The organism is Arcicella rosea (genome assembly GCF_014204325.1).
In the GTDB taxonomy this organism is placed as follows: Bacteria; Bacteroidota; Bacteroidia; order Cytophagales; family Spirosomataceae; genus Arcicella; species Arcicella rosea_A.
Window position 1 is genome coordinate 141,022 of sequence record NZ_JACHKT010000006.1, and the last position, 24,967, is coordinate 165,988.

At 34.1% G+C, this 24,967-nt stretch carries 29 protein-coding genes; 12 read left to right on the forward strand and 17 right to left on the reverse strand.

The window, feature by feature from the left end; all coding sequences use genetic code 11:
• Positions 1 to 342: 342 nt before the first annotated feature.
• Together HNP25_RS06005 and HNP25_RS06010 are read left to right on the forward strand one after the other, a co-directional pair.
• Positions 343 to 1,239 carry a serine hydrolase domain-containing protein gene (locus HNP25_RS06005; RefSeq protein ID WP_221432417.1) on the forward strand — a complete coding sequence of 299 codons (897 nt, stop codon included), beginning with the start codon at positions 343 to 345 and terminating at the stop codon, positions 1,237 to 1,239.
• Positions 1,240 to 1,413: 174 nt separating this feature from the next.
• Positions 1,414 to 2,382 carry a DUF3887 domain-containing protein gene (locus HNP25_RS06010; protein ID WP_184131835.1) on the forward strand — a complete coding sequence of 323 codons (969 nt, stop codon included), beginning with the start codon at positions 1,414 to 1,416 and terminating at the stop codon, positions 2,380 to 2,382.
• 79 nt (positions 2,383 to 2,461) lie between these two features.
• Here HNP25_RS06010 and HNP25_RS06015 read toward each other — a convergent pair whose 3' ends face one another.
• From HNP25_RS06015 to HNP25_RS06025, 3 genes are read right to left on the reverse strand one after another with little or no spacing between them, the layout of a single operon-like run.
• Positions 2,462 to 3,334 carry a cytochrome-c peroxidase gene (locus HNP25_RS06015; protein ID WP_184132037.1) on the reverse strand — a complete coding sequence of 291 codons (873 nt, stop codon included), beginning with the start codon at positions 3,332 to 3,334 and terminating at the stop codon, positions 2,462 to 2,464.
• Positions 3,335 to 3,365: 31 nt separating this feature from the next.
• A complete protein-coding gene (locus HNP25_RS06020; protein WP_184131838.1) occupies positions 3,366 to 3,905 on the reverse strand; it encodes a DUF6850 family outer membrane beta-barrel protein in 540 nt (179 codons plus the stop codon).
• A gap of 23 nt (positions 3,906 to 3,928) precedes the next feature.
• Entirely contained in the window at positions 3,929 to 4,180 is a 252-nt protein-coding gene (locus tag HNP25_RS06025; RefSeq protein WP_184131840.1) for a HupE/UreJ family protein, read from the reverse strand.
• Positions 4,181 to 4,321: 141 nt separating this feature from the next.
• Between HNP25_RS06025 and HNP25_RS06030 the strand changes: the two genes are divergently transcribed.
• The 5 genes from HNP25_RS06030 (at position 4,322) to HNP25_RS06055 (ending at position 8,328) form a co-directional block, all read left to right on the forward strand.
• The gene (locus tag HNP25_RS06030; protein ID WP_184131842.1) at positions 4,322 to 5,137 is read left to right on the forward strand and encodes an SDR family oxidoreductase; all 816 of its coding nucleotides are present in this window, start codon (positions 4,322 to 4,324) and stop codon (positions 5,135 to 5,137) included.
• Between the two features lie 14 nt (positions 5,138 to 5,151).
• Positions 5,152 to 5,535: a DoxX family protein gene (locus HNP25_RS06035; RefSeq protein WP_221432418.1), complete on the forward strand. Its 384-nt coding sequence runs from the start codon at positions 5,152 to 5,154 to the stop codon at positions 5,533 to 5,535.
• A gap of 65 nt (positions 5,536 to 5,600) precedes the next feature.
• On the forward strand, positions 5,601 to 6,518 hold the full coding sequence (locus HNP25_RS06040; protein ID WP_184131844.1) for a helix-turn-helix domain-containing protein: 918 nt from the start codon (positions 5,601 to 5,603) through the stop codon (positions 6,516 to 6,518).
• A 437-nt stretch (positions 6,519 to 6,955) separates the two neighbouring features.
• Entirely contained in the window at positions 6,956 to 7,867 is a 912-nt protein-coding gene (locus HNP25_RS21975) for a hypothetical protein (protein WP_310587160.1), read from the forward strand.
• 2 nt (positions 7,868 to 7,869) lie between these two features.
• The gene (locus HNP25_RS06055) at positions 7,870 to 8,328 is read left to right on the forward strand and encodes a MarR family winged helix-turn-helix transcriptional regulator (protein ID WP_184131846.1); all 459 of its coding nucleotides are present in this window, start codon (positions 7,870 to 7,872) and stop codon (positions 8,326 to 8,328) included.
• A gap of 121 nt (positions 8,329 to 8,449) precedes the next feature.
• Here HNP25_RS06055 and HNP25_RS06060 read toward each other — a convergent pair whose 3' ends face one another.
• The 6 genes from HNP25_RS06060 to HNP25_RS06085 all read right to left on the reverse strand — a co-directional run bounded on the left by HNP25_RS06060 (position 8,450) and on the right by HNP25_RS06085 (position 13,452).
• Complete coding sequence (locus tag HNP25_RS06060; protein WP_184131848.1) at positions 8,450 to 9,676, reverse strand: ABC transporter permease; 1,227 nt, start codon at positions 9,674 to 9,676, stop codon at positions 8,450 to 8,452.
• Positions 9,673 to 10,437 carry an ABC transporter ATP-binding protein gene (locus tag HNP25_RS06065; RefSeq protein WP_184131850.1) on the reverse strand — a complete coding sequence of 255 codons (765 nt, stop codon included), beginning with the start codon at positions 10,435 to 10,437 and terminating at the stop codon, positions 9,673 to 9,675. The genes HNP25_RS06060 and HNP25_RS06065 overlap by 4 nt, the downstream gene beginning before the upstream one ends.
• Positions 10,434 to 11,672 carry an efflux RND transporter periplasmic adaptor subunit gene (locus HNP25_RS06070; RefSeq protein ID WP_184131853.1) on the reverse strand — a complete coding sequence of 413 codons (1,239 nt, stop codon included), beginning with the start codon at positions 11,670 to 11,672 and terminating at the stop codon, positions 10,434 to 10,436. Before HNP25_RS06070 ends, HNP25_RS06065 begins: the two co-directional genes overlap by 4 nt.
• A 122-nt stretch (positions 11,673 to 11,794) precedes the next feature.
• Positions 11,795 to 12,235, reverse strand: a complete 441-nt coding sequence (locus HNP25_RS06075; protein ID WP_184131856.1) for an OsmC family protein — start codon at positions 12,233 to 12,235, stop codon at positions 11,795 to 11,797.
• A 55-nt stretch (positions 12,236 to 12,290) separates the two neighbouring features.
• A complete protein-coding gene (locus tag HNP25_RS06080) occupies positions 12,291 to 12,965 on the reverse strand; it encodes a BON domain-containing protein (protein WP_184131860.1) in 675 nt (224 codons plus the stop codon).
• A 310-nt stretch (positions 12,966 to 13,275) separates the two neighbouring features.
• Positions 13,276 to 13,452 carry an HAD family hydrolase gene (locus HNP25_RS06085; RefSeq protein ID WP_184131863.1) on the reverse strand — a complete coding sequence of 59 codons (177 nt, stop codon included), beginning with the start codon at positions 13,450 to 13,452 and terminating at the stop codon, positions 13,276 to 13,278.
• Between the two features lie 41 nt (positions 13,453 to 13,493).
• Here HNP25_RS06085 and HNP25_RS06090 point away from each other — a divergent pair, with 41 nt between their 5' ends.
• Entirely contained in the window at positions 13,494 to 13,886 is a 393-nt protein-coding gene (locus HNP25_RS06090; RefSeq protein WP_184131866.1) for a transposase, read from the forward strand.
• Positions 13,887 to 13,918: 32 nt separating this feature from the next.
• The gene (locus tag HNP25_RS06095; protein WP_184131869.1) at positions 13,919 to 14,803 is read left to right on the forward strand and encodes an IS3 family transposase; all 885 of its coding nucleotides are present in this window, start codon (positions 13,919 to 13,921) and stop codon (positions 14,801 to 14,803) included.
• A 62-nt stretch (positions 14,804 to 14,865) separates the two neighbouring features.
• Here HNP25_RS06095 and HNP25_RS06100 read toward each other — a convergent pair whose 3' ends face one another.
• The 8 genes from HNP25_RS06100 to HNP25_RS06135 form a co-directional block, all read right to left on the reverse strand.
• Entirely contained in the window at positions 14,866 to 15,177 is a 312-nt protein-coding gene (locus tag HNP25_RS06100; protein WP_184131872.1) for a hypothetical protein, read from the reverse strand.
• Between the two features lie 91 nt (positions 15,178 to 15,268).
• Positions 15,269 to 16,651 (reverse strand): NAD-dependent succinate-semialdehyde dehydrogenase, encoded by a 1,383-nt coding sequence (locus HNP25_RS06105; protein ID WP_184131875.1) that lies wholly within the window; start codon positions 16,649 to 16,651, stop codon positions 15,269 to 15,271.
• Positions 16,652 to 16,699: 48 nt separating this feature from the next.
• On the reverse strand, positions 16,700 to 17,695 hold the full coding sequence (locus tag HNP25_RS06110; protein WP_184131878.1) for a 2-hydroxyacid dehydrogenase: 996 nt from the start codon (positions 17,693 to 17,695) through the stop codon (positions 16,700 to 16,702).
• A gap of 14 nt (positions 17,696 to 17,709) precedes the next feature.
• On the reverse strand, positions 17,710 to 18,039 hold the full coding sequence (locus HNP25_RS06115) for a hypothetical protein (protein ID WP_184131882.1): 330 nt from the start codon (positions 18,037 to 18,039) through the stop codon (positions 17,710 to 17,712).
• Positions 18,023 to 18,436: a hypothetical protein gene (locus HNP25_RS06120; RefSeq protein WP_221432419.1), complete on the reverse strand. Its 414-nt coding sequence runs from the start codon at positions 18,434 to 18,436 to the stop codon at positions 18,023 to 18,025. The genes HNP25_RS06115 and HNP25_RS06120 overlap by 17 nt, the downstream gene beginning before the upstream one ends.
• Positions 18,437 to 18,922: 486 nt before the next feature.
• Positions 18,923 to 19,150, reverse strand: coding sequence for a DUF6920 family protein (locus HNP25_RS06125; protein WP_184131885.1), 228 nt, complete (start codon positions 19,148 to 19,150; stop codon positions 18,923 to 18,925).
• Between the two features lie 19 nt (positions 19,151 to 19,169).
• Positions 19,170 to 19,322 carry a hypothetical protein gene (locus tag HNP25_RS06130; protein WP_184131888.1) on the reverse strand — a complete coding sequence of 51 codons (153 nt, stop codon included), beginning with the start codon at positions 19,320 to 19,322 and terminating at the stop codon, positions 19,170 to 19,172.
• Between the two features lie 9 nt (positions 19,323 to 19,331).
• Positions 19,332 to 19,880: a hypothetical protein gene (locus tag HNP25_RS06135; RefSeq protein WP_221432420.1), complete on the reverse strand. Its 549-nt coding sequence runs from the start codon at positions 19,878 to 19,880 to the stop codon at positions 19,332 to 19,334.
• A 1,300-nt stretch (positions 19,881 to 21,180) separates the two neighbouring features.
• Here HNP25_RS06135 and HNP25_RS06140 point away from each other — a divergent pair.
• From HNP25_RS06140 to cas5, 3 genes are read left to right on the forward strand one after another with little or no spacing between them, the layout of a single operon-like run.
• On the forward strand, positions 21,181 to 23,160 hold the full coding sequence (locus HNP25_RS06140) for a TM1802 family CRISPR-associated protein (RefSeq protein WP_184131894.1): 1,980 nt from the start codon (positions 21,181 to 21,183) through the stop codon (positions 23,158 to 23,160).
• 17 nt (positions 23,161 to 23,177) lie between these two features.
• Complete coding sequence (locus HNP25_RS06145) at positions 23,178 to 24,164, forward strand: CRISPR-associated protein (protein WP_184131897.1); 987 nt, start codon at positions 23,178 to 23,180, stop codon at positions 24,162 to 24,164.
• 8 nt (positions 24,165 to 24,172) lie between these two features.
• Positions 24,173 to 24,967, forward strand: a complete 795-nt coding sequence (gene cas5 / locus HNP25_RS06150) for a CRISPR-associated protein Cas5 (protein ID WP_184131900.1) — start codon at positions 24,173 to 24,175, stop codon at positions 24,965 to 24,967.

Genomic DNA, 24,967 nt, shown 5'->3' on the forward strand with positions numbered 1-24,967 from the left:
TTAAAAAAGGTATGGTTTTAGAACGGGAATAGTGCTAGGTTATAGCCAAGATTAAGGGATAATTACTTTGTTTATAGCTATTCCATTACTTCGTTTTAGGGAAAAAACAGCAAACATGCGTATATTTACGAGTTGGTGTCAATTATGACAAACCGCTTGATTAAAACAATACAACAAAAAATAAAGACATTTTTAATGACACAAAAATGCAGACTTTTAACCATTTTTTTAGCAATCCTTCTAATAAGTAATAGTAGTTATGGACAAGAAAAAGACGATTATTCTTCCAAAATAGATAGTTTAATCAAAATGACAAATCCGAGAAGTTTCAACGGAGTAATTTTGATTACTCAAAAAGGTAAAACAAAATATAAGAAAGCGTTTGGATATTCAAATTTGGAAAACAAAACTCCTTTAAAAACCGAAGACAATTTTATTATTATGTCAAACAGTAAACAAATTACAGCTGTTTTGACTTTAAAAGAAGTTGAAAAAGGGAAAATTGATTTACAAAGTCCAGTTAGAAAATATTTACCCGACTTACCCCAAACTTGGGCAGACACTGTTACAATTCATCATTTATTGAACTTCTCTGCTGGAATAACTGATGTTGACAAACCCTTGATTTTCAAACCAAGTTCTGACTTTAAATATGGCAACACGACTTATATAATGCTTGGAAAGATAATAGAAAAAGTTACTGGCAGAAGATATATTGATGTAGCAAATGACTTGTTTAAAGCATTGAAAATGAAAAACACATTTTGTTTCGAGCAAGGGAAAGAACAAAATCGAGTTCAAGGTTATCGTAACACAAACAATAATTTTGCAATAGTAGAAAAGCCAATTGAAAATAATGACATGGTTTCTGCGGCTGGAATAATCTCAAATGTAATTGACTTAAATACTTGGGACAAATTATTACACAAAGGAAAAATCCTAAAACCAGAAACCTATAAACGAATGACAACTTATAGCATTACTGCACAACATAACGCTTTTGGAAAAGAAAAAATAGGTTACGGTTATGGCATAAGAATAAGTGACAAAACTCCAATCAAATATGTAGGACACACAGGTGGCGGTTCAGGTTTTGTATCATTTAAAGTGTACTTTCCAAAAACAGACGTGGACGTAGTTGTATTAGAAAATCAATCTAATGAGAACATAGATTTATTCTATGAATTTGAAATTAAAATTAGAGAAATAATAATGAATAGTAGCTTAATGAAAAAATAACTGTCACCAATAACTAAGCCTTTGTGGTAACTGAAAGCCAAACATTAATGAAGGCACGGTGGACGGCTTGTCTAGCCGTTCGTCTAGATTTAGTTCAACAAGTGCCCCTTCAGAACACAAAAGCTCTGCTAGTACTGAGCCATTTTACAAGCTAATCCCAAATACAAAAAGTTTATGAGAAGAATATTAACGATTTTTATGTTGACACTCTTGACAAATTTCACATTTGGACAAACAGAGAAAGTAACCTATAAAACTGTTGCAGATGCTTTTGAAGTAAACTATAATTCTGACAACTTTGAAGCAATTTTTGCAAATTTTTCACCAGAACTACAAACTGCATTACCGTTTGACAAAACAAAAGATTTTTTAACTGGATTAAAGCAACAGGCAGGAAATATAACAAAACGAGAGTTTATAAAATATGAACAAAGCTATGCTTCTTACAAGACAACTTTTGACAGAGCGTTATTTGGATTAAACATTTCTATTGACAATAATGCTAAAATCAACGGTTTGCTTGTTAAGCCATTCAGAGCAGACTACTTTCCAAAACTTGAAAGGAATACCTCCAAATTTATACTACCCTTTAATGAAGAATGGACAGTTATTTGGGGTGGTGACACAAAAGAACTAAATTATCACGTAGAAAATAAAGCACAAAAAAATGCCTTTGACATAGTTATTACTGACAAGAGAGGAAGTACATTCAAAACTGAGGGAAAAACTAATGAAGATTATTACGCTTTTGGCAAAGAGCTAATTGTACCTTGCGATGGCGAAGTTGTCTTGGTTGTTGATGGTATTAAAGATAATCTTCCCGGAACGTTAAACCCAATTTATGTTCCGGGGAATACTGTAATTATAAAGACTATTAATAACGAATACTTGTTTTTCGCTCATTTTAAGCAACATTCAATAGTTGTGAAGCAAGGACAAAAAGTTAAACAAGGGCAGATGCTGGGACTTTGCGGAAATTCAGGAAACTCTTCTGAACCGCATTTACATTTTCACATTCAAAACCTAGAAGATATGAATATTGCAACTGGCGTAAAATGTTACTTTGACAAAATACAAGTAAATGGACAAATAAAAACTGATTACTCGCCAATTCAAAAAGACAAAATAAGAAATATGAAATAAAAACAGTATATAATGTAAGTTGCTCTTATACAACTCATTCTATTCGGTGATTGTTTCCTAACACCTATAATTTAACCTTTTACTGAGGTAGTTCAGGGGCTTGTACTCTGAAAGGAGCTGAAGTAATAGCTCCCAAAAATGCGACCAAAGCTTCCTGTTCTTGTTTTGTTAAATTTAGTTTTCTAATAATTGGTGATGTTTTGGGGAACAATGGGTCTTTTTGCTGTTTTTCGTCTTTGGGTTTTGGTTGTGGCATTCCATTATTATACATAGTAATTACTCCTTCAATATCATCAAATAAGCCATTGTGCATCCAAGGACGGGTTCTGATGACATCCCGCAAAATTGGAGTTTTAAATTTGCCAATATCTTCTGCCTTATGACTGACATTGTAAAGGCCTAAATCCTCATATTCACGCCCGTAATAGGTGAGTCCTACGTTATGGAATTGATTATCAGAAAACAAAGGGCCATTATGACAATTTATACAACGTGCTTTGGTACGGAAAAGATGTAAACCCATTACTTCTTTATCGTTCAGTGCCTGACTGTTGCCTTTTACAAAATCATCAAATCGACTTTTTCTACTTACTATGGTTTGCTGATAAATAGCCAAAGCTTTCAAAATTTGTTCTTTATTAATACTTTCTTTTCCAAAAGCCTTTTTAAAGTATGCTTGATAACCTTTTATTTTGTTAAGCTCATTGGGTAGTTGTTCCAAGTTTTCATTCATTTCGCCTTCAGCTAATAGTGGCCCTATTGCTTGTTCTTCTAAACTAGCGGCTCTGCCATCCCAAAAGTATTTCTTAAAATACCAGATATTTTGGAGTGATGGAGCATTTCGCTTAGTTTTCAAATGGTTATGACCGACTGACCGTTCTCTGCCGTCCGTCCATGATAAATCTGGAGCATGACAACTAGAGCTCCGACGGTATTCTTTCCATAACCATATTTATAAGTAAGCCCCAAATACGATAAATCTGTTAGTTTATATCCAAAAAAACTCTTGGTTTAAAACTAAAAACATTGATTTGTGGCCTAGGATCAGTGGAACGATAATTCTGACGAGCAATGTAATCTGCTCCAGCTCCAATTATTACTTTGTTATTTTTTAGATCTGTAGTAATATCACCCGATAAAATATAATTTACTTTATCCCAATTCCCTGGTTTTTGAGCAAACAGATAATAAGGGCTTGGGTCGTTAATATTGTATCGATGTGCTAACCTAGCTCCAAATTGCCATTCTTTTTCATAAGTAAAACCTCCAGAAACCCTTAGTCTTTTTACATCACGAATGCCAAAAGATGAAAAAGCTAATTGGGTAGTACTTTCTGGCTCTTGAGTTTTCTTAAAAAGGCCCCTTGTATTGTTGTAAGATAATTGAGCAAAGCCAAAATTTGTGAAAGGGACTTGATGAAGTAGCACAGGATGATTCGCATAGAATTCAATCTCATTCATGGTATTAAACAAGACAAACTTTCCGCCACTGAGCATTTTTGTGTTGGTTGTATCTTGAGCCATTATCGAAATTTTGCTAAGAGCTATTATACTACAAACCAACAGAATAAACTGTTTTGGAAAAATAAAGTAAGCGAATGCCCAATGGTAAAAGCCGTAACGATTCTGAATAAATTCAGCAAAATGGCTTGATAATTATCGGCTTTCCCCCATTGTTTATTCTCTACCAAAAGCATAGCTGGTAACAGTAAAGTAAGGATGAAAAGTATATAGAACCCGACAATTCCTTTGCCTCTTGAATATAAGGTAGTGGTCTTGCCTAATATTGTCCTATTCATCAAAACGTAGTAGCACAAAGTCCGATGTGGATGAGATAGTTGTACTTTACTCCGTTTTGGCTACAACATCATACATTCTGACTACTTTCTGGCGTTTGATTTAATAGAACTTTGTGTCATCAAATAAAATTAAAAAACAAAATGGAAAATAAAGTTTGGTTAATTACAGGAACATCAAAAGGCTTTGGTAAAATTTGGGCAGAAGCCGCCCTTCAACGTGGCGACAAAGTGGTAGCAACCGCCAGAAACATTGATTCTTTAGCTGATTTGGTAACGAAATACGGCGATGCTGTTTTGCCAATTTCTTTAGATGTTGATAATCGTGAGGCTTGCTTTGCGGCAGTTCAACAAGCACAGGAACATTTCGGGAAAATTGACGTATTGATTAGCAATGCAGGTTTTGGGCATTTTGGATGTATTGAAGAGATTTCTGAAACCGAGGCAAGAGCTCAATTTGAAACGAATGTCTTTGGTTCTTTATGGATGATTCAAGCAGTATTGCCAATGATGAGAACACAACAAAACGGGCATATCATGCAAGTATCAAGTATTGGTGGCGTAACAACTTTCCCAACATTGGGGATTTATCATGCTTCAAAATGGGCTGTTGAAGGTCTTTGTGATTCACTCGCTCAGGAGGTTGCAGGCTTTGGCATTAAAGTTACCTTGATTGAACCTGCTGGTTATGCTACTGAATGGGGAACGGCATCTGCCAAACAAAGTAAAGCTATTGAGGCATATAACGGTGTAAAAGCTGCTTTATATCAAGCATTTAGCGGTGTTCCACAAGGAAATCCTGATAATACAGCCAGTGCAATTTTAACACTTGCTGATGCTGAAAATCCACCTTTGCGATTGTTTTTGGGTGCAGTACCTTTGCACGTGATAGAGCCTGTTTATGCTAAACGTTTGGCAGATTGGAAGGCATGGCAACCAGTAGCAGAGAAAGCTCAATAAAAAAGATAATAATGATGATGAAGACGATTAAAGTTGTATCGCTGTACCTTTTGGTATTGTTTTATGTAGCAATGGGGGCAATGCACTTGCTTTATCCCAAGCAATATTTGGCTATGATGCCTACATGGATGCCTGCCCATATCTTTTTGATTTATTTGAGTGGTATCGTAGAAATCGTGCTGGGGCTATTGCTTTTGCCTTTGAAAACCAGAATATTATCAGCAAAACTTATCATAGCTATGCTGGTAGTTTATTTTTTTGCCATCCATATTCCGCAGTCTATTGATTTTTATCAAACTAAAAATGAAGGTTTTGTGGCAAGTATCATCCGACTGCCTTTTCAGTTTGTGTTGATTGCTTGGGCTTGGATATTTACCCAAAAAGTCACAAATCATTAATTTGACATCTTTAAGAAGTGTCGTTGCATCTTGTAACGACACTTCTAATCATTATAGATTTTACCATGAAAAATAGTGCAAAGCCAACAATTATCAACTCTGTTTCTGAATTACATAAACTTATTGGACTACCCAAGCCACATCATCCTCTGGTTAGTCTTATCAATTTAGATACTGTGCCGAATACAGATAGTAGTACAACTCATCATTTGATTTTAAACTTTTACAGTGTGTCTTTAAAGAAAAATGTGAAAGGAAAGTTGAAGTATGGGCAACATTATTACGATTTTGATGAAGGTGTTTTAGCGACCATGTCGCCTGGGCAATTATTATCAACCAGAGGACAAGATAATTATGAAGTTTCTGGCTGGTGGTTAGTTTTTCATCCCGATTTTATACGTCCTTATCCATTGGGAAGGCTCATCAAAGAGTACGGTTTTTTCTCTTATGAAGTAAAAGAAGCTTTACACCTTTCTGATAAGGAGGAAAAAATGCTTGAAATGATTTTACAAAATATTGAATTAGAATCCCAAAATTCAATTGACCAATTTAGTCAAGATGTTATGGTTTCTTACTTAGATTTATTACTCAATTACACCAATCGCTTTTACAATCGCCAGTTCTTGACTCGAAAGAATGCCAGTAACGATTTACTCGTGAAGTTTGATACCTTACTTAATGAGTATTTCACCGATAAAATTACCGACTTAGGGCTTCCAAGTGTTCATTACATTTCACAAGAACTCAATGTTTCCGCACATTATCTAAGTGATTTATTAAGAAGTCTTACAGGGCAAAGTACTCAACAACATATCCACGAAAAACTCATTGAAAAAGCCAAAGAAAAGCTTGCTACTAACAGTCTTTCTGTGAGTGAAATAGCTTTTCAATTAGGTTTCGAACATTCACAGTCGTTTAGTAAATTATTTAAGACCAAAGTTGAGATGAGTCCGTTGGAGTTTCGGGCGAGGTTTAACAACTAATGAAATCGCCTAATTTATTGGGAGTGTTCAATAAATCAACTTGTGAAATTCTATTTTCAAATGTAATCATTAGTTCTGCAAGACTCTCTCTCCAATTTTTAGTTTTTGTATTCCAAATCTTATTCATGTTCTGAATTGCCAGATAGGTTAATTCCTTCTACTTCAAATATACCTTGTTATCGCTAATCTGAGTATTATTCCTATTATCATACTTGTAATCAGCCATGAAGGATAAAATGAGGCAGTAAGATAGAACGATTCTTTTTTATTGTCTTGAATAATAGCAAGTAATCTAAGCTAAGGGAAGTTGATGAAAACGTAAAGATTTTAATGCACTTAATATTTTCAGCAATAGAGTATGGATGATTAAAATGTTTTAGTAAAGATAAAATATGTATATTTGTATCGTGTGCGATATAATTGTAAAAAATATAAATATGAAAACTTCTTTAATCCAAAACTTATTTAGAATTGTACTTGGTCTTTTTATGACATTGGCTGGTACGGGTCACTTAACATTTCAACGCCAAGAGTTTTTGGCACAAGTACCCAGTTGGCTCCCTCAAAGTGCTGGATTCATGGATTTTGTTGTGCTGTCTTCTGGCATCATTGAAATACTATTAGGCTTATCAATGATATTTTTATCCAAACAAAAAATTATCGTTGGTTTGGTATTGGCACTTTTTTACGTGTTAATTTTTCCGGGAAATATCTCGCAATATATCAATGGCATTTCAGCCTTTGGCTTGGATACAGACACGAAGCGTCTGGTAAGATTATTTTTTCAGCCAGTGCTAACTTTATGGGCTTTGTGGTCAACAGGAGCTTTAAAGTATTTGATTCAACAATTCAAAGAACGAAAAATGATGAAAAGTGTTAACTTTTATGATTTATCAGCGAATGATATTAAAGGAAAGAGCCGTTTGATGAGTGAATTTAAGGGAAAGGTTGTCATTGTGGTCAACACGGCAAGTAAATGTGGCTTAACGCCTCAATTTGAAGGACTTGAGTACTTGTATCAAAAGTATAAAGATAGAGGATTGGTAATTTTAGGATTTCCTTGCAATCAGTTTGCTAATCAAGAAAAAGGAAGTTCTGAAGAAATTCTCGAATTTTGTCAGATGAATTATGGTGTAAGTTTTCAGATGTTTGATAAAATAGAAGTAAACGGAACCAACGCTCATCCAATTTTTACGTTTCTAAAGGCAAAACTGGGTTTCATCCTCTTTAGTGATGTTAAATGGAATTTTACCAAATTTGTTCTTGATAAAAACGGTAAACCTGTAAAGCGATTTTCGCCAATTGCTAAACCCGAAAGTATGGAGGCGTTTATTGAAAAATTATTGTAAAAATGAATACCGACGGCACAGAACTTTTCCTTGAAAATCAGCTTTGTTTTCCTTTGTATGCAGCATCGAGGCTCACTACGCAAATTTATAATGAGTTACTTAAAGAAGTAGAACTTACTTACCCACAGTACTTGGTGCTATTGGTGCTTTGGCAACATGGGAGCCTATCGGTAAACGAGGTTTGTCAAAAATTACTCTTAGCGTCGAATACGGTAACTCCGCTACTCAAAAGACTGGAAGAAAAGCAACTCTTAGTCAGAAAACGTTCAGACGACGATGAACGGGTAGTAAAAATATTACTTACTGAAAAAGGAGTAGCTTTAAAGCAATCAGTTGCTCAGATTCCTCATAAAATAGTCGATAGTTTTAAAGATGATTCTGTAAGTTTAGAAGAAATTGTTTCACTACAAAAAACGCTTTTTAAACTCATTGATTTACTAAATCGTAAACAGTTGGAATGATTATTTTAGCTTTTTGAGTCGTTTTTTCATAGAATCCTAAACGACCTATAATAAACCTTATGTTAAATAAAAGATGTCCTGCACTTTTTTATAACGTTACTTAGGCTTTTTTGTGATTGTACTATTCGTACCTCAAAGCGTCAATTGGATTAAGTGAGGCGGCTTTTTGAGCAGGATACCAGCCAAAGAAAAGTCCGATAATGGTAGAAAATAAAAATGATACTACCACAGAAAAAACAGTAATGACCACGGGCCAACCTCCAAAGGTTGCCACTAATTCTGCCACTAAAATTCCCAGTGCAATGCCAATGAGTCCGCCCATAAAACTAATGACGATGGATTCAATCATAAACTGGGTTAAAATATCTTTTCCTTTTGCTCCGATTGCCATTCTGATACCGATTTCTCGGGTACGTTCGGTGACGGAAACTAACATGATATTCATTATGCCGATACCGCCGACCAATAGCGAAATACTGGCGATACTTGCCAGCAGAATGGTCATTACTTTAGAAATTGTACCAAAAATATTACTGATTTCCGACTGAGTACGAACGGTAAAATCGTTATCGTCTGAAGGAGCGATTTTGTGTTTATCTCTTAATAAATTCGTGATTTCATCTACGGCATCTACTACTTGTCCTTCCGATTTTCCAGAAGCTAAAATGCTATTGACGTACATCGAAGACGACATCATTCTTTTTTGAACCGTTGAAAATGGGGCAAGAATAATATCGTCTTGGTCTTGTCCAAAAGTATTCTGACCCATTTTTGACAATACTCCAATGATTTTCACAGGAATACTGTTAATACGAATGATTTCACCGATGGGATTAAAATTTTCGTCACCAAATAAATTCAATACAACGGTGACTCCTACCAAACAAACTTTGGCAACCGCACGGTCGTCGGCAGTTGTGAAAGTGCTTCCTTTGGCAAGAGTAAGCGAGCGAATGGCAAGGTAGTCGTTGGTAACACCTAAAATGGAAGTATTCCAGTTTTGAGAACCATAAATTACTTGCGCTCTTTTTTGGTCAACAGGAGAAATAAAATTCACTAAATCGCAGTTGTCTCTGATGGCTTCTACGTCTTCAACCCGAATGGTTTTATTAGAAGCTGCTCCCTGACTTACGCCACCCATCGCATTATTGCCAGGATAAACCATGATGGAATTTGTACCCAAACTGGCAACCGATGCTTTGATATTTTGGTTAGAACCTTCGCCAATCGCCAACATCGCAATCACAGAAGCGACACCAATGATTATGCCCAACATCGTTAAAAAACTACGCAATTTATTTCTTAATAAAGAACGAAAAGCTACTTTAAATAAATTGAGGATTCTCATGTCGTTGATTTTTCATCGGTGAGCAAGGCTATCTTTTTCAGTTCTTCCGTGGCTATTTTCCTATCTTTTACAGTATCATTAAAAATAATTTTTCCGTCTTTGAAAACAACATTTGTCTTGGCAAATTGAGCAATATCGGGTTCGTGCGTTACCATTACCACGGTAATTCCTTTGTCGTTCAAGGCTTGAAAAATTTGCATAATTTCATAACTGGTTCTGGAATCAAGATTTCCAGTAGGTTCATCCGCCATGATAATTACAGGGTCGTTTACCAACGCTCGTGCAATGGCTACTCGCTGTTGTTGTCCGCCCGAAAGTTCATTTGGCATAGCATTTACTCGGTCGCCAAGTCCAACGGATTTTAGGGCATTCATGGCTCTGTCGCCATAATCTTTCACAGCGATTTTACTATTGTACAAAAGCGGAAGCTCTACATTTTCAAGGGCGGAAGTTCTGGGCAAAATATTAAATGACTGAAAAACAAAACCTAATTTTTGATTTCGCAATTCAGCCAATTCATCTCTATTTCTGCCTAATACATCTATTCCCTCCATCAAATAAGTACCAGTTGTAGGATTATCTAAACATCCAAGAATATTCATAAAAGTAGATTTCCCCGAACCACTTGCTCCCATGATTGCCAAAAACTCACCTTTGTCAATCGTCAGCGAAACATCATTTAAAGCATGTACCTCAGTAGTACCTGTGATATAGGTTTTTATTAAGTTTTGTACGGAAATTAAGTTTTCTGAGGCTTTCATTTTGTCTTTTTTGTACTTGGCATTTTAGGCATAAACGGATTTGAAGCGTTGGTTTCTGTTGGAGCAGATTGATTGATACCCGTGGCGACTAAATAGCCTTCTTTCATACTTCCACTTACTTGGGTAAAAGCACCATCATTCAACCCTTTGATTACTTGTATAGGAATTACGTCTTTATCTTTTATGACCCACAAAAAACCCTTTGTACCATTCGTTTCAACGATTTCTTGTTTCTTCAATTCACTATTATCTGATATTTTTTGTAACCAGAATTTTTTAGTGTTTTCTGAAAGAGAAACCGCATTCTGAATATATTCGGCTGTTGGCGTAAAGGCAAAAGCACTTGTAGCTACTTTAAGCACATTTTTTTGTTCTTGAATAGAAATATTGGCATTGACCGTCAGTCCCGGAATTAATTTCAAGGCTGGATTGGGTACTTCAATAATCACCACATAATTCACCACGCTCGACACCACCACAGGCGAATGTCTAATCTGAGTAACTTCACCCGAAAAGACATCATTCGGATAAGCATCAACCGTGAAAATAGCTTTTTGTCCAACTTTCAATTGACCAATATCAGCTTCATCAACATTGGCTTGTACTTGCATTTTTTTAAGATTATTTGCGATGGTAAAAAGTACGGGACTGGTAAAACTGGCGATTACCATATTCCCAATCTGAACATTACGGGCGATAATTAAACCACTGATGGGTGCTTTTATGGTACAATACCGCAAATTAATTGCAGCTTTATTCACTATAGATTTTGCAGAAACTACATTACTTTTGGCGGTTTGATAGGTCGTTAGTGCCAAGTCATAATCAACTTGTGCAATTACTTTATTTTCAAACAAAAATGATGCTCTCTTAAACTCTCTTTGGGCTTGTTCAAAGGCTACTTGTGCTCTTTGTAAAGCTGCCAAAGCATCTAATTTTGTAGCGTAATAGAGCGTAGTATCCAATACAGCTAAGATTTGATTCTTTTTTACGACCGTATTAAAATCAGCTTTGATACTGGCAATCGTTCCCGAAACCTGTACGCCCACATCTACCGAAGTATCCGCAGCCATTGTTCCAGTAGCCGTTATCAATACCTTTACGTCGCCCCTTTCAATGCTTACACTTCGCCAATAATATACTTTAGCCTTGTTTTGGCTTTGATAGTAGTAAAACCCTAAAGCGGAAATCACCACCACAACAAGAACACTAATGATGATACTTTTCTTTGTCATATTAGTAAATTTTCAAAATCAATCATTTAAGCGGTAATTAGTAAATAGCGATTGGTGATTAAAACCACAAACCTTTAATTATCAAATACTTGTAAATAATTAGCATAAAGCTTAGAGCATAATTATACTTTGATGATAGGTTCTAAAATGACTTTTGTTTTGATAGAATTAGAAATGGCACAAGCTTTTTCGCTCTTTTCAAGTATTTTTCGTAATTGTTCTTCATGTTTTAAAGTCGGTACTACAATGGTTGGTTTTAGTAAGATTTCCGTTACTGCCAATTTCCCATCCAATTTTTCAACCGTACCAACGGCATTACTTTCAAAACTGATAAATTCAAATTTTGAGTTTTCGGCAATGTCCAAAAAAGTAGCCATCAAACAACTATTGATTGCTGCCACAAATAAGTGTTCGGGAGTCCAAATGTTTTTCATTCCTTTCGGAAATTCTGGAGGAGTAGCTACCTCAATTTGACTAGGTAAAACAGGAGACGTTAAAATTCCTTTTCGTTCAGCATTCCACCGAAGATTCACTTCGTAAGTATGAGTATTAGAATTATCCATAGTATTTTATAAAAAAAGGAGTGAAAAAAAATCCACTCCTTTTTCTTTAGAATTTTTAATCCATTAAAGCATATTCGTATTCAACTTCCAATTCGTTATCTACCATCCAAACGCCTGGTGCATTCCAAGCTATTCGAGCCGCTTCATCTTTTTGATACCAAGAATCTACACTTCCAGTTAAGGTAACTATATGACCATCAACATTGATGTTAATATGCTCGTCGTCGATTGCCCAATTACGTTTTAAGGCGTCTTCGATGTCACTTTTTTTAATGTCATTCTGGATTTCTGATTTTATCAAAATATCGTTAGAAACACCCGTAACGCCCATAAGTTTATCAACAGCATGTTTTGCAGCATTTCTTTGATAATTCCAATGAACTTCACCTTCTAAGGTAACCCAGCCTTTTTCTACTTTTACTTTAATTTTACTATCAGGAACTTCCAAATTCCATTTAAAAGCACTTAAAATTTCGTCAGCAATTTCGTTATCATCTTTTTTAGATGTATCTGACTTAAATTTCACTTCTATTTTTTCTACTACAACCTTTACGCCTATGATATTCTTAGCCGCTTTTTCTGCCTCAAATTTTTTAGAGTAACTATCCACACTACCCGACAAAGTAACGACTCCATCCTTTACCGTAACACCGATTTCTGCAGCGTGCAATAAAGGTTCCCATTTGATAGCATTTTGTACATCCTTCTGTAATTCCTCGTTAGTTTTCATGGTATTTGTTTTTAGCGTGAAAGTGTTTTCACAGTATAAAGTTGGGAGGTTAGACATTAAGAAGTGTTACAACATTACAGGAAATAGTTGCGTTATTCACTGATTATCAAAATGTTGTCTATTATAAAAATGCTACTATTTAAACTGATTAATCAAGTTATACTTAATCAGTTGTTAATTTAATTTCGTGATATTCAAACCCGTTTTTTCCTTTTATGAGGTGAATTAGTTCGCCTCATAAGAGGAAAAACAAATGTTGAAAAAATCTTAAAATAAGCACGCAATAATCGTTTTTATAACAAGTTTGGTTTCATTGATTGCATGAATGATAGCGGTTTTCTCTGACAAAGACAGGTCTTCCGAATAACATAATTCCCAATTTAACATTAGTCAAAAGTATATTGAGTAAATGGGCGGTTTCGCTATCAATAGACGATTTGCTTTCGGCAAGTGTTCCATCTAGGTCAAAAATGATAAGTTGTTTCATGTGCTTGCCTAAAATAGGTTGACATAAAAATCAACTTATCTATGAGCAAATCGAAATCAGATTCTAAAAAAAGTACAAATTTAAAAATTCGTCAACGACGGATTTTTAGTGAATCGTTCAAACGAGAAAAAGTTCAAGAGTTAACAGCTGGGCTTTATACCGTGCATTCTTTTAGTAAATTGTGGGAAGTAGCTCCTTATACGGTTTATCGTTGGATTTACAAATATTCTCCACAACACAAAAAAGGAACAGTCATGGTTGTACAACAAGAAAGTGAAGCACAAAAGACTGCTGAATTGTTAGCTCAAGTAGCCGAACTTGAACGTCGCTTAGGGCAAAAACAAATGCAATTAGACTATCTTGAAAAGCTAGTAGAGTTGGCATCGAAAGAATATGACATAGATATAAAAAAAAACTTCAAAGTCAAACTTTAGAATATTTTCGGTTGCATACTCGTCATTATTCAATGAGTGATTTATTCAAGCTTTGTGATATTTCAAGACAGGCTCATCATCAGCGACTTATCAGAGAAAAGCACTGGGCTTTATTAGAGTACTTGGTTGTCGGTTTAATTATGCAAATAAGGGAAATACATCCTGGCATGGGTTTAAGAGTGATTTACGACATTCTTAAACCCAATGGATTAGGTCGTGATGCCTTTATTAGTATCGGACTTAGCTATGGATTTAGATTGATTACTTACAAAAATCAAATTAGAACCACTTTTTCAAGTCCATTTAGTCGTTACAAAAACCTGTTAGTTGATAAACAGCTCAATAATATTGACCAGTTGTGGACAAGTGATATTACATATTATAACATCGCTGATAAATTTTACTATATCGTCATGATTATAGATGTTTATTCTCGAAAAATAATAGGCTATTCCACAGCTGATAATATGAGAGCAGAAAACAATTGTCATGCTCTTGAAATGGCTTTTTCAACTCGTAAAAAGAAGAAGTTTACAAACCTCATCCACCATTCTGACAGAGGTGGACAATACATTAGTGATGACTATGTCACTTTACTCAAAAATGCTCACATAGCGATAAGTATGTGTAATGAGGTACATGAAAATAGCCATATTGAAAGAGTGAATGGAACTATTAAAAATCAATATCTAAGATATTGGGAAAGTACAAGCCTTGAGGAGTTAAAAACTAACGTCAAAAAGGCTATTGATACTTACAACAATAAACGACCACATAGTTCTTTAGGAAAAAGAACGCCAGACTCGTTTGAACAATACATCAAAGAACTAGAGGTCGATAAAAGACCTAAATTAAACATTTGGACATCCGATGGAACAAAAAAAACAGACCCAAATCAAACTATATTACAATTTTAAGTACATTGAACAGGAGTATAAATCTGTCAACCTATTTTAGGCAAGCACATCATTGAGGTATTTTACAAATTCGCCAATTCCCACAGCCATTGAGCCATCTTTTCATTCATTGAAGAGGTTAGAATAATCATCAAATTAAGTCCTTTTTTAGTCATTCTCCAGTCGATATTTAAAGTACTAATATCTGCATTGTACACATATATCTTTTTGAAGTGTTGTTCACTATTGATGCCTGCCAAACGACAAACTGCCAAAGATTTTTGGATAGCCTCCAAAATATTTTCTTGAGAAGTTTCTTCTGTAACAGTTAAGTGTTCTAGTGAATATTGTCGCATAGCGTGATGAATAGCCTCTTCAAAATCAGTTAGTTCCATCTGATTTTTATCCGAGAAGCAAAAGGACAGTTCATGCGTTTTCATAGTAATAGATTTAAAGATAAGCACTAGCAATTTTCTTTAGGAACAATCAAAAAGGGTCATCCAGATTACTTACCCGAATCAGCTTTTTGTTCACAAATTCATCTATTCCAAGTTCAGAAAGTTCACGACCATAGCCAGAGCCTTTGGTTCCGCCAAAAGGTAAATCAGCCTGAGTCCAAGTTGGGTGATTGATAAATACCATTCCAGTATCAATCTGATTCGCCAATCGTTCACCCCTTGCAATATCCTGTGTAAAAATAGATCCTCCTAAACCAAATGGAGAGTCATTGGCTAATTCAATGGCTGCTTGTTCATCTTTTACACGGTAAAAAGTAGCTACAGGTCCAAATAATTCTTCATAATAAACAGGATTATCGCTTTGGATATTTGTCAAAATTGTTGGTTGTACAAATGCTCCTTCACTATCAACTCGCTTACCACCTAAAATGATTTTTGCACCTCCTTTTACTGCCCTATCAATCTGTTGAACAATTTGCACGGCAGCATCTTCACTACTTAAAGGACCGAGGTCAGTATCTTTGTGCATAGGATCACCAACTTTTAACAGTGCCATTTTATCAGTAAATTTTTTCAAAAATTCATCTGCAATAGCTTCTACAGCGATAAATCTTTTAGAAGCGATACAACATTCTCCATTGTTATTGATTCTGCCTATAATCGCCCAATCAACGGTTTTATCAATATCAGCGTCTTCAAGTATAATGAAGGCATCGCTCCCTCCTAATTCTAAAACAGATTTTTTTAGATATTTCCCTGCTTCCGAGGCTAGGCTTGCTCCTGCGGCTTCACTACCTGTGAGCGATACACCTTTGATTCTTTTGTCTGAAACCAATGCCGAAGCACGTTTTCCCGATATTAAAAGATTAGTATAAAGCCCTTTAGGAGAACCTGCCTCAAGGAATAGTTCTTCTATGGCAATGCCACACTGGGGTACTAATGAGGCATGTTTCACTAATATAGTATTGCCAATCATGATATTTGGGGCAGCAAATCGGGCAACTTGATAAAAGGGGAAGTTCCAAGGCTCTACACCAAACAATACTCCAATAGGACTGTATCGGATAAGTGCCGTTCCGTGTTCGGGAGCAAGAACTTTATCGGCAAGAAATGTCGCTCCATGGGTTGCATAATAATCGAAAATATCGGCACTGAGTAGAATCTCCCCCTCTGCTTGAGCAATGAGTTTTCCCATTTCTAGCGTAATCATTTGGGCAAGCGACTCCTTTTTTGCCCGCATCAGGCTTGCTACTTTATGCAGTAATTTGGCTCGTACCTCATAGCTAGTATGTTTCCAATCGTCAAAAGCTTTTGTAGCTTTTCCAACGGCACTATCAACAGTCGAATCGGTCATTTCATCAAATGATTTTATGACTTTATTCGTTGCAGGATTTATCGTTTGTATAGACATAATTTTATTTAGATTATTCTTGATTTACATGTATCTCAATCAATTTGGTTATGACATAACTACTTCATTCTCTAGTACCAATCCTTGTTCAAAATCGGTGAAGTTTTTTAAGGTAATTTTCATGATTTGCTCTACAGCTTCCTTCGTAAAGAAACCCTGATGTGGTGTAATAAGGACGTTATGAAAAGCCATTAATCGTTCAATGATGTCGTCTTGAATAATTGTTTCGGAAAAGTCTTTAAAAAACAAGCCGTCTTCTTGTTCATAAACATCTATTCCTAAATATCCCAACTTCTTACTTTTCAGGGCAATAATAACATCTTCTGTTTTAATTAAACCTCCCCTACTGGTATTAATCAGCATTACTCCTTCTTTCATTTTATCGAATGCCGTAGCATCCAAAAGATGGTGAGATTTTTCTGTAAGTGGACAATGCAACGAAATAATATCGGCATTTTTTAATACCTCATCAAAAGATTGGTATTCCACCCCTATCGCTTTTAAGTTTTCCGATTCGACAAGGTCGTATGCAATAATTTTGCAACCAAAGCCTAGCATGATTTTACAAAAGACAGCACCTATTTTACCCGTTCCAATTACCCCAACAGTTTTCTGATATAGATTAAATCCTAGCAGATTATCTAGCGAAAAATCTCCCTCACGTACTCTATTATAAACTTTGTGTGTTTTCCTGTTCAAGGTCAAAATCAAGGCAATAGCGTGTTCTGCAACGGCTTGAGGAGAATAAGCGGGTACTCGCAATACCTTTATATTATACTTTTTAGCAGCCTGAATATCTATATTATTAAAACCCGCACTTCGCAAATCAATCAATTTTACACCAAGCTTCGCTAATTTTTCTATTACTTTTTCATTCAATTTATCACTCACAAAAACACATACACCTTCAAAGCCTTCGGCTAAATTGGTAGTATTGGCATTTAAGGATGCCTCAAAATAGGTCAAATCATGCTTAAAGTCAATATTAAGCCTATCCAGATAGGCTTGTTCATACGATTGAGTACTAAAAACGGCTATTTTCATAATTTCTTTATCAATTATTCTCTTTCTTCCTCTAAGTCGATATGATTGTCCCCACCAATGCTATAGTAGTTATTTTCTTCATCTTCGCTACCAACACGCTCTTGTTCGTCATCCAATTCTGACCCTGGCACATCTAAATCATCACCAGATTTATCATCTTCAAAGCTCTTTTCGTTCCATTCCTCATCAGTCTCATTGAGTACTTTTGTACTCGAAATATTTTCAGGATCAATATCTTCTTCCTCCTTATAATTTTGATAAATATCCTCGCTGGCAGGATATGAAAAATCTATTTCGCTCTTTTCTGAAATAGGTTTTTGGGTATGCTTATGAAGCTTTTTCATCTGAATATATTTTAAGAAAAAAGGATTTAACAAAGGCATGTCGCTGATTTTCAGACATTTTATCCGCCTCTTCGATACTAATATTAATCTTATCGAAATGGTGATTTTTTTCCAAAATATTCAATAATTCAACCTTAGCGTCTGTCGGACCAAAAAGAATTACTTCATCATATTTTTTAATAATGTCTCCTAATTCATCATAAAAACGCCTTTGTTTCAGTTGCTCTTTATTGTACAGCAAGCTTTCGCTTCTATTCAGAGTTTCATCTCGATTCTCGTGATTAATGTTAGATTCCATGATTTCAGTTTCCATCGAATCTCTTGTATATTCCATCAAATAAGCTACTGAATAATCCATCCAAATGCCTAAATATTGTGTTGGCTTTATGATTTCCATCGTATTTACTTACAGCCTGCGAATATGTTTTCGCAACTGAACAAAGATGAGGAAGTATTGAGGATAAAGTATTACAGAATTTTTGTAAAGAGTTATAACATTCACAGTTTTGCCAATGCTAGTGCTAAATTTTAAGTGATTTTTTAAGGTAATAATTTTTTAAGAGGTATCTTCGATTTAGCTTTTTGATGACATTGTGTGATACTCAGTAAAATTAAATTAGCCACAATAATTAATAGTAAATGAATTCCTTGACCGCAATGCAAAGTGAAAAATTCAATTGCCCAAATCGCAGTTATGACTCCTGAAATTATGTAAAGTAGATACGCTACAATATTAGGGTTTTGTACTTGATGTACAGATTTGAAATCTGTTTGTCGAGAATACGTATATAATTTATGAAGTCTAAAATTGAATGCCCTCATATTTTTGGTTTTTATAAAATTATAGCTGACTCTTTTAATGTATATAAAACCCTATCGCTAATCAATATACGTTTAGCTTTCCTCTCATATCATGCTTGTCAATCATACACCATACTTGCTGAAAAATTATTGGCTTATCATATTCTATTTTTTGCATATCAAACTTAGCGTAACTAAAATTTCCTGTTTTAAGACGCCATAAAACCTCAAAACTAGTTGGAACTACAATGTTATTTATCTTTTTGTAATTAGCCATTTGAATACCCCATGTTTCTAAGAGACTGTTCATTAAACTATGTTAATCTAATTTAGAACTTAAAAAAAGGGTTACTCTTTCTTCGTCGTTTTTCCTGCAAAGACAAACGTAAAGGTTTGTCAAGTATTTCTCCACCAGCCCAAAGCATTTCGTCATCAGGATGAGCCACAATAATTGCTACTGATTTGAATACTTTATCATGCACAACAAATGATTATTTATCACTTACAAATCCTTCCTTTAGCATTTGATTAAATACAGCCTGCCCAATTTCTTCTGTCATTTTTACCACGCCACTTGGGTCGGTTGTTTTAGTAATGCCCGTCCAGATAATTTTATCTTCTTTGATAGAAAAAACACTTGTTTCAACCGTGAATATTCTTGTCGTTAAGTAATAACCTGAATCAAAATAGAAAGGCCAGTTTCTATAATAATATCCGCTGAAATTATTGTAGTAAGAAGGATACAAAGCAATATTGCTTCGAGTATAGGTCTTCTCTTTATCGACATCCAAAAGACGCATCGTTATAGCACCATCGAACCCATCTTTTTTGATTTTGTCTCTGATAGCTTCCTCATTGGTCTCGCTAATACTTCTATCTAAGTAATCATAAGAAGTCACCCCTTTTCCATTCAGATAGCCCACCAATTGGTCTTCTACTTTTCGGCGAGTAGTTTCATTTTGAAACAAGGCTACCACTAAGACTTTATTTAATTTATTCAGACTAATTTCTTTGTTAGGTTCTCGCCAAGTACTTATCATTCGGGTTGAACTACACGAAGAGAGTATAATTAGCATAAAAATATAGGATACAAAAGCGATGTATTTCATGGTATCATTTATAATATTAGATTATAACAAAGGTGACGATTCTAACCATTGAAAGTGTTACATAATATCGATTAAGAATTATAATATTCACGGCTTTGGCTGAGTAATACTACTATCAAACACACATTAGGAGCAGTTGCGTTGCTAGCCCTTAACTGCAAACTGTATTGTAATACGAAATTTTTTCAAGCTTTATAAGAAGCTATTTCATGACCTCAATTTTTAAATCTATTGAAAATATAGTATTAAGATTTTAACAATGTTTCCCAAATCCTTCAATCAGTAATGATGTTAGCAACATCAGGAAATAGCAGTTTGGAAGTATCAGCCCTAGGAATGAGTTGTATGAGGCTAAGCTTTGGTTACCGCCAAGCTACCAACAAATCTCAATATTTTGAGCTAATAAATAAAGCTGAACAACATTTTGGAAAGATAAATGGACACCAACAATTCTTCATAAGCGTTCTCTTTTGTCTCATCAGGAATTCTTATCCATTAAATAATCATATCAATCTTTTTTAAGTGCTTTTCACATAATAATCCGAACCATTCAGGTCTTTTTAAAAAGAATAATACAGTAAACCAATATTTGGTAGGATAAGGATTTATAAGATGTTTCTCATCATGTATTTGCAAAATGTATAAAAAACACTTGCTTTTTATATAATCATTTACGTACATTTGTTAAAATATTTTTAGTAGAATAATTATATAGAATTTAACTATAAGAACTATGAAACAAATTAACTTTCAAAACAACAAGAATCGAAATGTAGAGTAATTGTAGGACAAATATGTATTGTCTATTTCCATTAAAACAAGGCTTGAATAGAAAAGCCCATTCGTAACTTCTTGGTCGGACGCACGAATGGGCTTGAGTTAAAATCAATTTTATTAAATACTTAAAACAATTATTTAAATACTTAAACCCAAAAGATTTTATGCAAAATAACGAAAAAAAAGTCATTGTTCCCAACAATGTTACTGATAATCAGGATGTACTCTTTTATAAACCTATATTGCCGTGTAATGATAGATGTAACGGATTCCCTCCTGATTTAGATAAAAATAATTTTTGTTGGACTTGTGTTTCACCAACATAGAAGTCTTATTGCTTAAATGCTACACCCTAATTCTTTTAGGGTGTAGGTAAAACAGGTATTTATACGCTAAAAAATGCAGAATAAATTTCTCAAAATTGCTGTACAAATTATTAAACCCTATTGATACTATGCTTACTACCCTTATCAAATTAGGCTCACAACTCAGCCACAACCGTGGCGAATGGGATGATATTATTGATTATCCGAACATTCTGAAAGAAAAAGATAAAAATATCAAATTATATGTCGCTGAATTGGTTTTTGATTTAGATAAATGTGATGTTTATCTAAGTCCATCTTTAAAAGAATATGATGAGGAGAAATCTTGTTTAGTATTTAAGAATATTAAAATTCAGGGTGGAAATAATAAGGCTATTTATGCTTGTGTTGAATCTGGAAAGTTAGAGCAAATTAGAAAAACGTTTTTTGGTGCTATTGATTCAAAAGGAAATATTCCTTCAACTGGGCAGTTTCAAGAAGCTATATCAAAAGATTTTCCTCAATTTAATGACACGAGGCTTGGGAAACTTCTTCCTAAAATATTCTCTTTAAGTAATATTTTTATTGAAAAATTTACAATTGAGAAAGAAGCTAAAGGACAAGTAGAGCGATTAATAGATGAAAAGTTGCTTACTTCATTAGTGCTACAATCGCCATTCTCAAGAATTATACTCTTTTATACAAGTGTTTTATCTTCTGAAGACGGTATAAACATGGCTACTCCTGTCTCAAAAATTGAGGGATTTGAAGAATTTATGAAAGCCAAGTTTCTTGAAAAAGGTAAAAAACAAACATCAATTGAAGTAAGTAAAAAGCTATGTTATGCAACAGGTACATTGAACTCTGATGTTGCAGAAGTCAATTTTTCTGATAGATATAGCTTAAATAAAATGTTCGTAAAAGAAACGAAAAACTACGCTTCATTTTTCGATAAAAACAGTTTTATCTTAAACTATCAAGTTTCAAATAATAATCAATTATTATTAAGTAGAGCCTCCAAATACCTTTTAGAAAACCAGAAAATCAGAATTGCAGGTATTGACCACTGTATTATCCCTCAATTTCTGAATAAAGAAGAAGTTGATATTCAATACATAACCAAAGGTATTTTCCAGAAATCAGAGCTATTATTTGATAGTAACTCTTTTGATAGTTTGGTAACTGGAGCAGAATACGAAACAGATGCACCGTTTTGGATAACTTTTTTAGCGTTTGAATCTGATGGAAATTTCTTTAAAACCATCAATGAAATAAAGGATGTAAGTAAATTTCACTTTTATAAAATCATAGAGTCTTTTAATGAAGTCAATGATTTCTTTAAAAATGATTTACAAGATTCAGTAGATTGGCTTTCTGTAATGACAGACTACGGAAAACAACACCGTTTTAACTTGGCATCTATTTATTCAATAATTCCAATTAGGAAAGATAAGGAAAAGAAAAATGAAGTACTTTCTCTCTTCAAGTTAATATTTGAAAATAGAAAGATAGATTCCAACAAGCTCTTTAAACATTTCTGCGACCTTATTTTATGCCACAGGTACGAAAGATATAAATCATTCAAAAACGTAAAAGAATACGATGACCAATACTTTGATTTCGCCGTTCGAGATTCAGTATTCAAATACTTTGCACTCATTCAAGCTCTTAAACAATTAAACCTTTTACAAAACATGGAAGAAAACGAAATTGTTACCCCAGAAACGTCGGAAGACAAACCCAATGAATATCAACAGAAAATAACTACTTTTTTTACTCAAATGGGATATAATGTAGACCAAATGGCTATGTTTTATTTGGGTAGAATGTTGAAAAATGTTGTTAAAATTCAGGATGATAAGGTTAAAACTGTTTTTAGTAAAGTAAACTTCAATGGAATGAGTGTAAGAGATATTATGCGTCTCCGTGTTGCTTTAATTGAGAAAACAGAGCAATACAAAAAACCTGAACATATGAATAAAATACAAAGGGTAAAGTTTGATGATGTAAATTTTGTAACATTTTTTAAAGAAAAAGATTGGGAAAAAAGAATGTCAAGAGAACGGGCTATCTTCTTCATTCTATCAGGATATTCATTCGGAATCGTAAAATCATCAGAAAACAAATAATTCAATACACTCAAAAAATGGAAAATAATACAATCATTCAAGAAAATTCTGACTTCCTTTTTATCTATGATGCTACACTTAGCAATCCCAATGGAGACCCAGACCAAGAAAATAAGCCCAGAATGGACTATGATACCAATACAAATTTAGTCACAGACACAAGAGTAAAGCGTAGTATTCGAGACTATCTTAAAGCTTCTGGCAATGAGATTTTTGTAGATATGGAAGGAGATACAAAAGTAAGTCCAGATTCTAAGCTTAAAGCTGTAATCAACAGAATATTAGCAGATGAAACTTTAGTCGATAGCTTTTTTGGAGAAAGCCCCTACAAAGAAGTCTTTGTAAAAATCATCAGTGAAAAAAAAGCTACTGACCCAATTTTTAAAGCCCTTCAAGATAAAAAGAATCTTGAACTAAACAGTTTTATCTTAGAACAGTTGGTCAAACAACAATTTATTGACATCCGAATGTTTGGTAGTGCCTTTGCTATTGGTGGTTTTTCCAAAGCTTATACAGGTCCAATTCAGCTAAATTGGGGTTACTCTTTACACAAAGTAGATCTAGTTGAATCAAACACCATTGTAACTACGATGAATGATGACAGTAGTACATTTGGAAAAGATTACCGTGTACATTATTCAATGCTGGCGTTTAATGGTACTATCAATAAATATGTAGCAAAGTCCACAGGATTAACGGTTGCAGATAGAACACTTTTCCGTCAAATGATTTGGGAAAGTATTTCGGCAATGCCTACTCGTTCTAAATTGAATCAGTATGCAAAATTGTATGTAGAAATAGTTTATAATGAAGGATTCTCTAATGGTCATTTTGGAGATTTACGCAATTTAGTTTCGACTAAACCTGATGAAATAATTCGTAAAGTTGAAGATGTTCATGTTGATTTAAGCAAACTCTTAACAATTATCCTTGAAAATCAGGGAGAAGGAAAAGCTATCAAAGAAGTAATCTTTAAAAATCAACTCACAGATGATAAAATTTAGGGTAAACTATGGAAATCATTCAATTTGATATTAGTGGTAAGTTTGCCCATTTTAGAAAGTATTATGCCAATAATACAGCGATGACATATAGTTTACCACCTCGAACAACGATTATTGGAATATTGGCAGCAATTTTAGGAAAGCCAAGAGATTGCTATTATGAAGATTTTTCATCAGATAAAATCAGAATAGGTATATCTATCAAAACGCCAATTAAAAAGAGTTTTCATCGTTTAAATTTTCTGTCTGTAAAAAGCTTAGGAGATTTCAGAAAATCTTTTGACTCAGACTTTAGAGGAATGGCTGGAAATCCTATTCAAACCCCTTTTGAAGTAGTAACGGGGCTAAATCTACAAGAAAATGATGTTCAATATCGTATTTTCATAAGTCACTTCGATGAAGGAAAGGAATTATTTCAAACATTAAAAGATGCTATAATTTCACAACAGCTTACTTATAATATTTCTTTAGGAACAGCAAATTTTAACGCCAGCTTAGGGAATGTAAGAGTATTTGAAAATTCACAAATCATTGAAAATACTTCAAATTCGGACGATTTGATTGAGGTTGATTCTGCTGTAAATTCTGATATGGTTAATGAAATTATTTTTGAAAAAGATAGTGAATTAATGAATTTTATCGAAGAAGAACTTTTACCAGCGGATTTTGTAGCAAATTATAACAGAGAATTATCTAAAATGAATAGAGTGCTTTACACAACGGCAGGAATTCCATTGAAGATAAGATTCTCGGGTAAATATTATGTTCTTAAAGGCAATCAAACCATTCAATTTTTAGATTAA

Bases quoted from the DNA above. Each gene is read 5' to 3' on its own strand.
- HNP25_RS06090 (WP_184131866.1), top strand. From the start codon at position 13,494: ATGAGCAAATCGAAATCAGATTCTAAAAAAAGTACAAATTTAAAAATT.
- HNP25_RS21975 (WP_310587160.1), top strand. From the start codon at position 6,956: ATGAAAACTTCTTTAATCCAAAACTTATTTAGAATTGTACTTGGTCTT.
- HNP25_RS06115 (WP_184131882.1), bottom strand. From the start codon at position 18,039: ATGAAAAAGCTTCATAAGCATACCCAAAAACCTATTTCAGAAAAGAGC.
- HNP25_RS06030 (WP_184131842.1), top strand. From the start codon at position 4,322: ATGGAAAATAAAGTTTGGTTAATTACAGGAACATCAAAAGGCTTTGGT.
- HNP25_RS06020 (WP_184131838.1), bottom strand. From the start codon at position 3,905: ATGGCTCAAGATACAACCAACACAAAAATGCTCAGTGGCGGAAAGTTT.
- HNP25_RS06060 (WP_184131848.1), bottom strand. From the start codon at position 9,676: ATGAGAATCCTCAATTTATTTAAAGTAGCTTTTCGTTCTTTATTAAGA.
- HNP25_RS06110 (WP_184131878.1), bottom strand. From the start codon at position 17,695: ATGAAAATAGCCGTTTTTAGTACTCAATCGTATGAACAAGCCTATCTG.
- HNP25_RS06085 (WP_184131863.1), bottom strand. From the start codon at position 13,452: ATGAAACAACTTATCATTTTTGACCTAGATGGAACACTTGCCGAAAGC.
- HNP25_RS06040 (WP_184131844.1), top strand. From the start codon at position 5,601: ATGAAAAATAGTGCAAAGCCAACAATTATCAACTCTGTTTCTGAATTA.
- HNP25_RS06065 (WP_184131850.1), bottom strand. From the start codon at position 10,437: ATGAAAGCCTCAGAAAACTTAATTTCCGTACAAAACTTAATAAAAACC.
- HNP25_RS06025 (WP_184131840.1), bottom strand. From the start codon at position 4,180: ATGAATAGGACAATATTAGGCAAGACCACTACCTTATATTCAAGAGGC.
- HNP25_RS06145 (WP_184131897.1), top strand. From the start codon at position 23,178: ATGGAAAATAATACAATCATTCAAGAAAATTCTGACTTCCTTTTTATC.
- HNP25_RS06010 (WP_184131835.1), top strand. From the start codon at position 1,414: ATGAGAAGAATATTAACGATTTTTATGTTGACACTCTTGACAAATTTC.
- HNP25_RS06100 (WP_184131872.1), bottom strand. From the start codon at position 15,177: ATGGAACTAACTGATTTTGAAGAGGCTATTCATCACGCTATGCGACAA.
- HNP25_RS06075 (WP_184131856.1), bottom strand. From the start codon at position 12,235: ATGGATAATTCTAATACTCATACTTACGAAGTGAATCTTCGGTGGAAT.
- HNP25_RS06070 (WP_184131853.1), bottom strand. From the start codon at position 11,672: ATGACAAAGAAAAGTATCATCATTAGTGTTCTTGTTGTGGTGGTGATT.
- HNP25_RS06105 (WP_184131875.1), bottom strand. From the start codon at position 16,651: ATGTCTATACAAACGATAAATCCTGCAACGAATAAAGTCATAAAATCA.
- cas5 (WP_184131900.1), top strand. From the start codon at position 24,173: ATGGAAATCATTCAATTTGATATTAGTGGTAAGTTTGCCCATTTTAGA.
- HNP25_RS06120 (WP_221432419.1), bottom strand. From the start codon at position 18,436: ATGGAAATCATAAAGCCAACACAATATTTAGGCATTTGGATGGATTAT.
- HNP25_RS06140 (WP_184131894.1), top strand. From the start codon at position 21,181: ATGCTTACTACCCTTATCAAATTAGGCTCACAACTCAGCCACAACCGT.
- HNP25_RS06095 (WP_184131869.1), top strand. From the start codon at position 13,919: ATGAGTGATTTATTCAAGCTTTGTGATATTTCAAGACAGGCTCATCAT.
- HNP25_RS06035 (WP_221432418.1), top strand. From the start codon at position 5,152: ATGATGAAGACGATTAAAGTTGTATCGCTGTACCTTTTGGTATTGTTT.
- HNP25_RS06125 (WP_184131885.1), bottom strand. From the start codon at position 19,150: ATGAACAGTCTCTTAGAAACATGGGGTATTCAAATGGCTAATTACAAA.
- HNP25_RS06055 (WP_184131846.1), top strand. From the start codon at position 7,870: ATGAATACCGACGGCACAGAACTTTTCCTTGAAAATCAGCTTTGTTTT.
- HNP25_RS06135 (WP_221432420.1), bottom strand. From the start codon at position 19,880: ATGATAAGTACTTGGCGAGAACCTAACAAAGAAATTAGTCTGAATAAA.
- HNP25_RS06080 (WP_184131860.1), bottom strand. From the start codon at position 12,965: ATGAAAACTAACGAGGAATTACAGAAGGATGTACAAAATGCTATCAAA.